10 protein-coding genes are annotated in these 12,828 nt (G+C 52.6%); 5 read left to right on the top strand and 5 right to left on the bottom strand.

What is annotated here, in order from left to right; genetic code table 11:
- The first annotated feature begins 117 nt into the window (after positions 1-117).
- On the top strand, positions 118-1,332 hold the full coding sequence (locus tag J2125_RS20450) for a sugar transporter (RefSeq protein ID WP_017801748.1): 1,215 nt from the start codon (positions 118-120) through the stop codon (positions 1,330-1,332).
- Positions 1,333-1,374: 42 nt separating this feature from the next.
- On the opposite strand, the gene J2125_RS20445 is transcribed toward J2125_RS20450, so the two are convergent.
- Both J2125_RS20445 and J2125_RS20440 read right to left on the bottom strand, forming a co-directional pair.
- Entirely contained in the window at positions 1,375-1,953 is a 579-nt protein-coding gene (locus tag J2125_RS20445) for a GNAT family N-acetyltransferase (RefSeq protein ID WP_017801747.1), read from the bottom strand.
- Positions 1,954-2,130: 177 nt separating this feature from the next.
- Positions 2,131-2,280 carry a helix-turn-helix domain-containing protein gene (locus tag J2125_RS20440; protein WP_017801746.1) on the bottom strand — a complete coding sequence of 50 codons (150 nt, stop codon included), beginning with the start codon at positions 2,278-2,280 and terminating at the stop codon, positions 2,131-2,133.
- Positions 2,281-2,458: 178 nt separating this feature from the next.
- Between J2125_RS20440 and J2125_RS20435 the strand changes: the two genes are divergently transcribed.
- Positions 2,459-2,680 carry a helix-turn-helix domain-containing protein gene (locus J2125_RS20435; protein ID WP_071590513.1) on the top strand — a complete coding sequence of 74 codons (222 nt, stop codon included), beginning with the start codon at positions 2,459-2,461 and terminating at the stop codon, positions 2,678-2,680.
- Between the two features lie 66 nt (positions 2,681-2,746).
- On the opposite strand, the gene J2125_RS20430 is transcribed toward J2125_RS20435, so the two are convergent.
- The gene (locus J2125_RS20430) at positions 2,747-3,004 is read right to left on the bottom strand and encodes a hypothetical protein (protein ID WP_017801745.1); all 258 of its coding nucleotides are present in this window, start codon (positions 3,002-3,004) and stop codon (positions 2,747-2,749) included.
- Between the two features lie 151 nt (positions 3,005-3,155).
- Between J2125_RS20430 and J2125_RS20425 the strand changes: the two genes are divergently transcribed.
- Positions 3,156-4,613: a sugar porter family MFS transporter gene (locus J2125_RS20425; RefSeq protein WP_026111784.1), complete on the top strand. Its 1,458-nt coding sequence runs from the start codon at positions 3,156-3,158 to the stop codon at positions 4,611-4,613.
- Between the two features lie 176 nt (positions 4,614-4,789).
- Here the strand turns inward: J2125_RS20425 and J2125_RS20420 are convergent, their stop codons facing one another.
- Positions 4,790-7,567, bottom strand: a complete 2,778-nt coding sequence (locus J2125_RS20420) for a flavocytochrome c (RefSeq protein WP_017801743.1) — start codon at positions 7,565-7,567, stop codon at positions 4,790-4,792.
- 490 nt (positions 7,568-8,057) lie between these two features.
- Between J2125_RS20420 and J2125_RS20415 the strand changes: the two genes are divergently transcribed.
- Positions 8,058-9,569 (top strand): anion permease, encoded by a 1,512-nt coding sequence (locus J2125_RS20415; RefSeq protein ID WP_017801742.1) that lies wholly within the window; start codon positions 8,058-8,060, stop codon positions 9,567-9,569.
- 187 nt (positions 9,570-9,756) lie between these two features.
- Positions 9,757-11,931 (top strand): catalase/peroxidase HPI, encoded by a 2,175-nt coding sequence (gene katG / locus J2125_RS20410; protein WP_017801741.1) that lies wholly within the window; start codon positions 9,757-9,759, stop codon positions 11,929-11,931.
- Between the two features lie 54 nt (positions 11,932-11,985).
- On the opposite strand, the gene J2125_RS20405 is transcribed toward katG, so the two are convergent.
- Positions 11,986-12,735: an SDR family NAD(P)-dependent oxidoreductase gene (locus J2125_RS20405; protein ID WP_017801740.1), complete on the bottom strand. Its 750-nt coding sequence runs from the start codon at positions 12,733-12,735 to the stop codon at positions 11,986-11,988.
- Positions 12,736-12,828: the final 93 nt, after the last annotated feature.

Raw genomic sequence — 12,828 nt, 5'->3', positions numbered from 1 at the left:
TTCATAACAACGTTATATCTTAGCCAAAAATGCGACATAGATCACATTCGGGTTGAATTCTGCACACAGGTATCTAGACTCTTGCGCTTTCTTCTTTATCACCAGAGCGGATTGCCTATGTCTGATATCAACGCTGTTGCACGTAAAACCGCATGGTCACGCGTAATGACACTCGCTGTGGCCGCATTTATTTTTAACACCACTGAGTATATCCCGGTGGGGTTACTCTCAGATATTGGTAGCAGCTTCGGCATGGAGTCAGCACAGACCGGCATCATGCTGACCGTTTACGCGTGGATAGTGGCGCTGATGTCACTGCCACTGATGCTGATGACCAGCCAGGTCAATCGCCGTACCCTGCTGATCACTATTTTCGGCTTATTTATGTGCAGCCATCTGCTGTCATTTTTTGCGTGGAATTTTGACGTGTTACTGATCAGCCGCGCCGGTGTCGCGCTGGCGCACGCCCTGTTCTGGTCGATTACTGCCTCGCTGGCGATACGGCTGGCGCCAGTGGGTAACCGCGCGCGCGCACTCAGTCTGATTGCTACCGCCACCGCTCTGGCATCGGTACTGGGTCTGCCGCTGGGCAGAATCATTGGCCAGGGTTTCGGCTGGCGCGCAACGTTTCTGGTGATCGCAGCGGTAGCCTTTATTCTGCTGTGGCTGATTGTCAAAATCATCCCGAACGTTTCTTCAGAACAAGCGGGATCGATAAGAAATCTTCCGGAGCTGCTGAGCCGTCCGGCGCTGCTCGGCCTTTACGCCCTGGCCGTAGCGGTGGTGACTGCGCATTTCACCGCATTTACCTATATCGAGCCTTTTGTGCAAAAAGTTGCGGGGTTCAGCCAGAATTTTGCCACTCTGCTGTTGCTGGTTCTGGGTGTCGCCGGGATTATCGGTAGCATTATTTTCAGTAAATATGGCGAAGCCCACCTTAACGTCGTGCTGGCCAGCGCCATTGCCTTGTTATCTCTGTGCCTGCTGTTGCTGACCACTGCTGCAGTGAGTGAACTGGCGATGATTGCGCTCTGTTCGCTGTGGGGCATCGCGTTTATGATGATTGGTATGGGTATGCAGATGAAAGTCCTGACGCTGGCGCCGGATGCAACCGATGTGGCGATGGCGATGTTTTCAGGTATTTTCAATATTGGCATTGGCGCCGGCGCGCTGCTGGGTAATAAAGTCAGTGCAGAATTCTCCATGTCATCGGTAGGCTATATCGGCGCCGTTCCGGCAGTGATGGCCCTGATCTATGCGGTATGGATGTTGCGCAAAGGTAGCGGCCAGCCGGTTCAGGAAGAGCATCCACTGGTGACAGAAGTGGAATAACAGCAGATACGGCTTTGTAAGTTTAAGCGCCTGATAATGACATCAGGCGTTTTGCATTTTGTCTGCCGTACAATAACAATAGATCAACGTATCATCTGTATGGCCCAGACTGTCTGTACGTTCATTGCGCAACATAGCTTCTAGTTTAAACCCACATTTCACCGCAACAGCCTGACTGCGCTGGTTACGCCCGGCGACACGAATTTCCACTCTTTTTGCCCTGAAGAAATCGCAAGCAATATGGGTCACCATTTTGCAGGCTTGATGCATGATACCCTTCCCCATCGCTTTGGTGGCCAGCCAGTAGCCAATTTCATAGCTGGGAATACGGGCATTGCGGATAAAGAGACTGATGCATCCCAGTAATCCGCCATTATCATTGCTGATAATCAGAAATTTATACTCTTCCTGATTTTGCTGAAAATTATGAATTGCTATCCTCATATTTTCCCGCACCGATTCAGGCGAATGGATCCCGGGTGACCAGAGCAAAAATTCGTGGTGTGCGGCGTCAAAGTCATTCAGAGTCAGTCGCATTTCCTCAACCCACGCCATATCCGGCGCGATAAGTTGAAAATGCTGATGATGAAGAAAACTGGCAGGTAGTTGATTGATATCCATCGTAAAACGATCCTCTTAGCCATATCATTTACTTGCTAATAAATAGCATAACTCTATGGTCGCGGCATCGTAAAACGCTGGCACATCGTGAAGAAAAACAAAATCTCAGATTCAACTTCGCCCTTCGCGCCATTTTTTATGATGCGCTACGGGCATTTACTTTTCTTTACTCTGCCATCACCAGTCAAACAGAGCCTTCAACTTCACATCCAGACCTTTAGCCAGCACATTAATAACTAACAAAGTTGGATTACGCACTCCGCGCTCAATACCGCTGATATAGGTGCGATCAAGCCCGCACTTGTCGGCAAAAACTTCTTGTGACATGCCTGATTGTGTGCGAAGCGATCGGATGCGCTCACCAAAGCGAGCCTGAATAGTTTCTGTATTATGCATCCGGGTAACATGACTCACTGATGCTTATCAGTCCACGGACTATGAGTCACAAAAAAAGTGTGTTATTTTACGTGATGTGACTTATAGACAACAAAAAGGAAAATTTGCTGTGAAAAATAAAGAGTGGAAATCTGCTCAAATTCAAAAAGAGTTAAGAATCCGGGGAGTAACGATGTCAGAGCTTTCCAGAGCAGCAGGGCTGGCTCCCTCGACACTGAGGAACACCCTGATGCGCCCATGGCCTAAGGGGGAGCGGCTTATTGCTGATGTATTGTCAAAACATCCCTCTGATATATGGCCCAGCCGTTACCCCACGGCCTCAGGGCTATAAGTTAAATTGCAGTTTCTAAGGCCGACACCAGGATTTTTTTAAACTTATAATAACTCTCTGCTGGTCTCAGTGACGAATCTCGTCCAGCTCAGCTTCCGTCAGCCCGGTCATTTTCAGCACGGCAGAGGGCTTCAGTCCCTCTGCCAGCATCTTGAGAGCAATTTCTAATTTTGTTTCCTGACCCCCTTCCTGCGCGAGTTTTTCTGCCATCGTCATCATAAACTCCTTATGTTGGCCTGCACGCTGTCCCTGTTTAACCTGCGCGAAATCCAGCACAAGGGATTTGCCAAACAAAAGAGTAATGGCGGTGTCTGTTTTAGCCATTTTATTTCATTGCCTGATTATTATTTTGTTGATGCATTAGTGAGAAAAGGATTTGTCATCTACACTTCCCGCGCGCCTCACCGCAGAACTCTGTGATTTTAAATTTAAATGTGAGATGCCTTATTATTATTTCACTTAATTCAGGGACACTATGAACTCAACAACAACTGATTCATCTGCTTCAGATGAATCTCCATCCGCAGTTACCGTCAGGCAAAGAATTTTTTTTGTAGTGCTGGTGGCGACCATGGGGGCGCTGGCATTTGGCTATGATACGGGCATTATTTCAGGCGCCTTACCTTATATGTCCTCACCGGTGGATCAGGGTGGGCTGGGGTTAACTTCGTTTACTGAGGGTCTGGTGGCATCATCGCTGGTGTTTGGCGCCGCGCTGGGTTCGTTTCTTAGCGGATTTTTCTCCGACAAGTTTGGCCGCCGTATCACCCTGCGAAGCCTCGCCGTGCTGTTTGTGCTTGGATCACTGGGAACCGCGCTGGCACCATCCGTGCCGGTGATGGTGGCGATGCGTTTTCTGCTGGGGATAGCAGTGGGTGGCGGTTCGGCCACCGTGCCGGTATTTATCGCTGAAATCGCCGGCCCCAAACTGCGAGCGCCGCTGGTCAGCCGTAATGAGTTAATGATTGTCACCGGACAACTTGTGGCTTATGTGGCGAGTACTTTACTCAGTTACCTGCTGCACGATGAACATCTCTGGCGTTATATGCTGGCCATCGCAATGATCCCAGGCCTGCTGTTATTTATTGGCACCTTTTTTGTTCCGGCTTCGCCGCACTGGCTGGTGGCTGAAGGGCGGCTGAAAGAAGCCAAAAAAACGCTGAAATACCTGCGGGAAACCCCGCGCGAGGTGCGTAAAGAACTCGATCAGATGAAAAAACAGGCCCGAAAAGCGGAACGCGGACCGGATGTTTATACCCTGCTCAAAGAAAAGTGGGTATTGCGCCTGCTGCTGATTGGAACCGGCCTTGGTTTCGTGATTCAGTTTACCGGGGTGAACGGCTTTATGTATTACACCCCGATTATCCTGAAGACGACCGGACTCGGCACCAGCGCAGCCATTGCGGCGACCATTGGTAACGGCGTGGTTTCGGTGATCGCCACCTGTGTCGGCATCTGGGCGGTAAGTCGTTTCCCGCGACGCAAAATGTTGATGACCGGTCTGTTTTTCGTTATCGCCAGCCAGATATTGCTGGGACTGGTTCTGACCCTGATGCCTGCAGGAATGACGCAAAGTTATATGGCGCTGGCGCTGATCCTGCTCTTCCTGTTCTTTATGCAGATGTGTATCTCACCGGTCTACTGGTTGCTGATGTCGGAGCTCTTCCCGATGCAACTGCGCGGCGCACTGACCGGTACAGCAGTATCGATGCAGTGGATCTTTAATGCCCTGGTGGCGTTTAGTTTCCCGCCGCTGATGGCCTATGCCGGCAGCAAAACCTTCTTTATCTTTGCTGTCCTCAACGTGGGGTCACTCATTTTTATCGCCTTTATGCTGCCGGAAACGCGTGGTAAAAGCCTGGAGGAAATCGAGCAGCATATGCGTGAAGAATTTGGCGAAAAGACAGCCAGCACCAGCGTAAACGTAAGCTAAAAGCGGAATTTTTTGCTCTGCTCACCACGGCGGATGGCAGCAGGGCGAGCTTAAGATCAGGCACTCGCATCTGGCTAAAGCCGTGCACGGCGAAATGCGGCTGCGCCAGTCGTCACTGAAAAAACATTGCTATTGAGGGGCCGATGTCGTTGATAACCGGCCCCCACGCCCTTCCCTTACTGTCGCGCCAGCCCCGCCGCATTACGGCCAGCCAGAATGCCGAAGATAATAATATCCGCCACCGCATTGCCGCCGATACGATTCGCACCGTGAATGCCGCCAACCACTTCCCCCGCTGCCCACGCGCCTTTAATCACCTGTTTATGGCTATCCAGCACTGCGGTATCGGTGTTGATGGTGACGCCGCCCATCGTGTGATGCACCCCAGGAGCTACGCGGATAGCATAGAATGGCCCCTGATTTAGCGGATGACGCAGCGCGGTCTGACGACCAAAGTCTTCATCATTCTGCTGCCCGACAAACAGGTTATACCGTTCAAGCGTCGCCAGCAGGGCGTGATAATCCATATTCAGTTTCACCGCCAGCGCCTGTGGGGAAGAGGCGCTGACCACAAAGCCCTTGGCGATATACTCATCAGCGGCTTTATTATTCAGTCGCACCTGCTCATCAAAGATGACCCAGGCGCTTTTCTCCGGCAACGCAATAATCTCCGCCGAAACTTTGTCACGGGTTTCCATCTCGTTATAGAAACGCTTACCGGCCTGACTGACCAGAATCGCGCCGCCGCCGCGAATCGCTTCAGAGATCAGGTATGAAGTGGTTTGTTCCACCGTCGGGTGAATCTGGATTTCGCCCATATCTACGGTATCCGCGCCAATCTGTTGCAGAATCGCGATACCGCTGCCGGTGGCGCCCTTATGGTTGGTAGTGACAAAACCATCCAGTTCCGGGCGATACTTCACCACCATCTCTCGGTTGGCGCTAAAACCACCGGTCGCGACGATGACGCTTTTGGCATTCAGAATCCGGCTGTCATTATACTCATCCACCACCTTCACGCCGCTAACCGCGCCGTTCTCCGTCAGAATTTCAGCGACCGAGGTTTCCAGCAGCACTTCAATATTGCGCTGATTTATATTTCTCACCAGACCGCTAATCAGGAAACCGCCTACCGCAGAACGATCGGCCGGACGATGGGTACGGTCAATGCTCATCCCACCGGTGATGGTGATATCGTTCAGTTCAATGCCGTGCGCTGCCAGCCATTCAACCGCTTCCGGCGCCAGCTCGACAAACTCACGCAGTAACAGCGGATTGTTTTTAAATTTGCCGCCCTTCAGCGTTTCGTCATAAAACAGATCTTTGCTGTCTTTTATCCCCTTTAATTGCTGAAAACGGGTTTCTGCGGCGTTCATTCCTACCGAGGCTTTGATGGTGTTGCCACCGATGGTGGGCATCTTCTCAATAATCACCACATGGGCGCCTTCATCAAAGGCCTGGATGGCAGCAGCCAGACCGGCGCCGCCGCTGCCAACCACCACCACATCGTAATTTTGCGGGGCCTGCGGATTTCCCCCCTCCTCAATTACATGCTCTTTCGTGGAGGTCGCCAGCGCACGGGAGACCGCTTTCTTTAGCGCCTCACTCTGAGTCGTCGCACCACTAATTGCATCGACATGCGGGCTGTTAGCCACCAGAATACGTGAGCGCAGACTTTCGAAGGTGGTGGTGAAATCGACGTCCAGCGTATCATCCGGCACCAGCGTAATATCGGTGATGCGGTCAGTATCGAGGACGACGTTGATTTGCAGCTTCAGCGCCTCAGCTTCTACTTTCTCCTGATAGACTCCGGCTTTATATTTACGACCGCTGCTGCTCATATCGCGGATCATGGCGTCGACCAGCGAGAAGCGCCACAGCGGTTCCGGGATATTCAGCGCTTCGCGTTTGGTGCTGTCGATAAACAGCTCCAGATGTTCATTATTAATAATGCGGTCGGCCCAGTCCGGATACGCGATACAGGCTTTCCCCACCGCCACCAGATCAAAACCGTGCTCCAGTGCGCTCTCGGCATCGGCCTTATTCAGCACGCCACCGACACCGATTACCGGAATTTTCGCCAGCGTTGCTGAGCGCATGGCGAGAAATTTAGTGATCAGCGGTGTTGGATCGCTGGTGTCGACGATGGAAGGACGCAGCACCTGCCCCATCGAGAAATGCACATAATCCAGCCCGCGCGCGGCGAGTTTCTCCAGCAGGTACAGGGTATCGTCAAAGCGGATGCCCGGCACTTCAAGCTCTTCCGGCGAGAAGCGGTAACCGATAATAAAGTCGGGGGCGGCAAAACGCGCCGCCATTTTATGGGTGATTTCCAGCACTTCCAGCGGAAAGCGCGCGCGATTATCGCGGCTGCCGCCCCATTTGTCGTCACGCTGATTGGAGTTGGGTGAGTAGAACTGCTGAATCAGATAAGTGTTAGCGCCATGGAGTTCAACGCCATCAAATCCGGCCTTGATCGCACGGTTTACCGCATCACCAAATTTGGTGATCATTACATCGACGTCTTCAGCGCTCAGCGCCTGCGGCGTCGTCGCGCCCTCACGCGGCGCTGCCAGGGCGCTGGGAGCGACTGGGGTTCTGCCGCCAATCAGCTCTGGCTCCACCATCCTGCCACCGTGGTAAATCTGCAGAATGGCTTTCGATCCTCTGGACTTAATGGCGTTAGCAATTTTCGTCAGACCCGCGATCTTATTATCGCTGTCAATGCCGATTGCCCCCGGAAAAGCCGGGCCTTTAGGATCAATAAAACAGCATTCAACAATCACGGTGCCAATGCTGCCTGCGCGGTCGCGATAGTATTCCACCAGCTCGCTGGTAACCGTGCCGTCATAAAAACCGGTGCAGGTGGTCATCGGCGCCATTAATAGCCGATTTTTAAGTACCGCGCCGCGCGGCAGGGTTAGCGGGTTGAGTATCGGGGTGAGCGTATGCATGTTGATCAACTCCAAAATTGAAAAGTCTTTATTGCTTGCGCGGGCGCGTAAATACCATTGAGTAAAGAGGCCGGGATTATTCTACTAATACCTCGAACTTTTCACTTGCATAATGACATTATTTATTGATTGATTTTAACAAATGGTGAGTTTTATTATTGAATAAATCAAGAATCTCATAAATTGTTAATCAAGATACAACAAAAAGCAACCCTTCATTTACATGAAAAATAAATATATATTTATCATATAGTTAAAAATATTATTGGCTTTTTTAAGCAAAAAAACTACTATCATCAAAGATTAAAAAAGGCTTCAGATAAAAATCGCCTGCAGCTTTATTGTCGCTGGGTAAATACAGAAAAGTGCGCTCCTTAACAGTAAGAAAAATATTTCAGATGTTATGGTTAAACAGTCAGAGAAATAATCAAATGCGTTTCCAGAACAGCGGAGCGTCAAACATATCCTCCATCATTTACAGACAAATACTATGAAACAAATATCAACGATTAGTGAACCCGCTAAGGCCGCGACCGCCGCTGCGGGGCAAAAAAAACGCCTGATATTGCTGTTCCTGCCCGTATTGGTGGCCGTACTGTTACTGCTGGTTCCGGTGCCTGATGGACTGGAGCCCTATGCCTGGCATTTCTTCGCCATCTTTGCTGGCGTGATTATCGGGTTGATCTTCGAACCCCTGCCCGGCGCGGTGATTGGCCTGACCGGCGTGGTAGTGATTGCGCTATTCAGCCAGTGGTTACTCTTCAGTCCGGCAGAACTGGCCAACCCCAAATTTAAGGCTGCCACCGAGGCATTCAAATGGGCGGTAAGTGGATTTGGCAACTCGACAGTGTGGCTGATCTTCGGTGCCTTTATGTTTGCTGCCGGTTATGACAAAACACAGTTCGGCCGCCGTCTGGCGCTGATTCTGGTGAAATATCTTGGCCGTCGTAGCCTGACGCTGGGCTATGCCATTACCTTCGCCGATCTGTTGCTGGCTCCCTTCACACCGTCCAACACGGCGCGCAGCGGGGGCACCATCTACCCGATCATTGCCAACCTGCCGCCGCTGTATGACTCCAAACCTAACGATCCCAGCGCACGCAGAATTGGCTCTTACCTGATGTGGGTGGCGATCACCGCGGCCTGTATCACCAGTTCCATGTTTCTATCGGCGCTGGCGCCAAACCTGCTGGCGCTGGCGCTGGTTAAAAGCATCATTGGTTTTGAGATCTCCTGGGGAGCCTGGTTTCTCGCCTTCCTGCCGCTTGGTGTGCTGTTAATCCTCACCATGCCTCTGCTGGCATACTGGTTCTATCCGCCGGAAGTGAAAATTAATGACGAAGTGCCACGCTGGGCCAGTAGTGAACTTGAAAAACTGGGTAAGCTGTCGCGTCACGAAATCCTGCTGCTGCTGTTTGTCTGTTGTGCGCTGATGATGTGGATTTTTGCCACCGCATGGATCGAACCGGCAATGGCGGCTCTGCTGGTGGTGGTACTGATGCTGTGGACCGGAGTGCTGAACTGGAATGACATTACCAGTAATAAACCCGCCTGGAACACCTTCGCCTGGTTTGCGACGCTGGTAGCGCTGGCTGATGGTCTGGCGCGCGTCGGCTTTATCGCCTGGTTGGGTAAACAGGGCGGCGTACTGCTGCAGGGTTACGACCCGCAAGTTTCGGCGGTGGTGTTGATGATCGCCTTCTTCCTGTTGCACTATCTGTTTGCCAGTACCACCGCGCATACCACCGCGCTGTTGCCAGCCATGCTGACCATTGCCGCGTCCATACCGGGCATCAATATGCCGGTGTTTTGCCTGATGATGGTCACTTCACTGGGGGTGATGGGGATTATTACCCCTTACGGCACTGGTCCCAGCCCGATTTACTACGGCAGTGGCTACCTGCCGACGAAAGACTACTGGCGACTGGGCACCATCTTCGGCGCTATCTTCCTGTGCTCAATGATGCTGATTGCTTATCCATGGATGGTGATGATGTTCTGATTCCTCAGCTAATCTCCCGGCGGGCTTCCCGCCGGTGTTTTCCCTCCCCTGCACGCCAGCCGTCATAAGATCCACCTGAAAGCCGAGATTGAAAGGAAACAGCTATCAAATCTGTAGATTAATTCAGGTATGAGTTATTAAGGCAGAGGCTTATCGTTAATCGAGAAACAAATAAACGGAGCCTAAAATGAGCACGCCAACTGATACCCACAATACCTTATCTGCTGGATCATGCCCCTTTCATCAGGGTAACCAAAGCGCCGGCGGCGGCACCAGTAGTCGTGACTGGTGGCCTAATCAGCTACGCGTTGATCTGCTGAACCAGCACTCAAACCGCTCAAACCCGCTGGGCGAGGATTTCGATTACCGTAAAGAATTCAGCAAATTAGATTATTTCGCCCTCAAAGCCGATCTCAGAGCGCTGCTGACTGACTCGCAGCCATGGTGGCCCGCCGACTGGGGCAGCTATATCGGCCTCTTTATCCGCATGGCATGGCACAGTGCGGGTACCTATCGTTCAGCGGATGGTCGTGGCGGTTCCGGGCGTGGTCAGCAGCGCTTCGCGCCATTAAACTCCTGGCCGGATAACGTCAGCCTTGATAAAGCTCGCCGCCTGCTATGGCCGGTTAAACAAAAATATGGCCAACAAATATCCTGGGCCGACCTCTATATTCTGGCCGGTAATGTCGCGCTGGAAAACGCGGGTTTCCGCACCTTTGGTTTTGGTGCCGGGCGCGAGGATGTCTGGGAACCCGATATTGATGTTAACTGGGGCGACGAGAAAACCTGGCTGGAGCACCGTCATCCGGAATCTCTGGCCCAGGCGCCGATCGGCGCGACCGAGATGGGTCTGATTTACGTTAACCCTGAAGGTCCGAATCACAGTGGCGATCCGGCCTCAGCCGCTCCGGCCATTCGCGCCACATTTGGCAATATGGGGATGAATGACGAGGAAACCGTTGCGCTGATTGCCGGTGGTCATACGCTGGGCAAAACCCATGGTGCAGCAGCCGCCAGCCATGTGGGTGTTGATCCTGAAGCTGCTCCGATTGAAGCTCAGGGCCTTGGCTGGTTCAGCAGTCACGGCAGCGGTGCAGGCGTTGACGCCATTACCTCCGGCCTGGAAGTGGCCTGGTCGCAAACCCCTACGCAGTGGAGCCACTACTTCTTCGAAAACCTGTTTAAATATGAGTGGGTGCAGACACGCAGCCCTGCTGGCGCGATTCAGTTTGAAGCCACTAACGCGCCTGAAATTATTCCTGACCCGTTTGACCCGTTGAAAAAACGCAAACCGACGATGCTGGTCACCGACCTGACGCTGCGGTTCGATGCGGAATTTGAGAAAATATCGCGTCGTTTCCTCAATGACCCGCAGGCATTTAATGAAGCTTTCGCCCGCGCCTGGTTCAAACTGACTCACCGGGATATGGGACCCAAAGCGCGCTATATTGGCCCGGAAGTCCCTGCAGAAGAGTTAATCTGGCAGGATCCGCTGCCACAGCCGCTGTTTTATCCCTCAGCGGCCGATATTGATACGCTTAAAACCGAGATTGCCCATTCAGGTCTTACGGTGGGTGAACTGGTTTCCGTTGCCTGGGCCTCGGCGTCGACTTTCCGTGGCGGCGATAAGCGTGGCGGCGCCAATGGTGGCCGACTGGCTCTCGCGCCGCAACGAGGCTGGGAAGTTAACGCGATAGCTGCCCGTGCGCTGCCGGTACTGGAGGCTATTCAGCAGGCATCCGGCAAAGCTTCGCTGGCCGATATAATCGTGCTGGCTGGCGTGGTCGGTGTTGAACAGGCGGCCAGAGCAGCGGGAACAGCGATTACCGTTCCCTTTGCCGCTGGCCGTGTCGATGCGCGTCAGGACCAGACCGATATTGAGCTCTTCGAACTGCTTAAACCGGCTGCCGATGGCCTGCGCAATTATCGCGGCGTACGCAATGGCACCTCCACTGAGGCGCTGGTGATTGATAAAGCGCAACAGCTGACGCTGACGGTTCCCGAGCTGACGGTGCTGCTGGGGGGCCTGCGCGTACTTGGCGCCAATTTTGATGGCAGCCAGCATGGCGTTTTCACCGATCATGTGGGTACGCTCAGCAATGACTTTTTTGTCAATCTGCTGGATATGCGCACCGAGTGGAAAGCCGTCGATGCTTCGGCTGAACTGTTTGAGGGACGTGACCGCCTGAGCGGAGCGGTGAAATTCACCGCCACCCGCGCAGATCTGGTCTGTGGCTCCAATGCGATATTACGTTCAGTGGCGGAGGTTTACGCCAGCAGCGATGCCAGAGAGAAATTCGTTAAAGACTTTGTGGCGGCATGGACCAAAGTGATGAATCTGGACCGCTTCGATTTAGCTTAATGCGATCTCCGGGGAAGGGTTGCTCTCTTCCCCGCTTCACTGCTGCAGCAGAAGTCAGTAACCTACGCCGCGCACGCCGCCTGACACCCGCAGAGATTCTCCGGTTACCCAATGTGCATCGTCGGAGGCTAAAAATACCACAACCGGGGCAATATCCTCTGGTTCACCAAAACGCCCCAGAGGGGTGCCAGCGATAAGTTTCTCTCCCAGCTCCCCGGCAAAATTACCGTCAGTGCCTGGCGTATTGGTGTGGCCGGGCAGTACAGAGTTAACTCGGATTCCGCGTGGCCCAAGTTCTCTGGCCAATGCGAAAGTCAGCGTATCCACCGCACCTTTGGTCGCCGAATACACACTCGATGCCAGATATGGGTCGGTGCTGAGGATCGAGCTGATGTTAATGATGCTACCCTGTGGGCCAAACAGTTTTACTGCTTCACGGGTCGCCAGCAGATACCCCAGCACATTGACATTAAATTGCTGATGAAATGCTTCCTCAGTAAGCGCTTCAATCATCTGAAATATTGCGACACCCGCATTGTTTACCAGAATATCCAGCGTCCCGAAGTCTCTCCTGACCGTGTCAAACAGGCGTGTAACATCAGCGGCCTGACTCATATCGGCCTGAATGCTGGTAGCTTTTCCGCCCTGTGCGTGGATCTGCGCAACAACCGCTCCGGCGTCATCTTTGCCTGATACATAATTCACTATCACTATGGCACCCGCCGCACCTAATGCCCGGGCGATACCAGCGCCGATGCCTTTGGAGGCGCCAGTGACCAGCGCAATTTTTCCATCTAATTTCATTTTGTTACCCTTAATGGCATTGAGAATGTTTTATGCAGAATGACATGTCATCAGCAAAGCTGATTTCCCTGTTCCGCCTGCAAACAGTATCCG

This window comes from Winslowiella toletana (assembly GCF_017875465.1).
GTDB classification, from domain to species: Bacteria; Pseudomonadota; Gammaproteobacteria; order Enterobacterales; family Enterobacteriaceae; genus Erwinia; species Erwinia toletana.
This window is presented reverse-complemented; position numbering and strand designations above follow the sequence as displayed.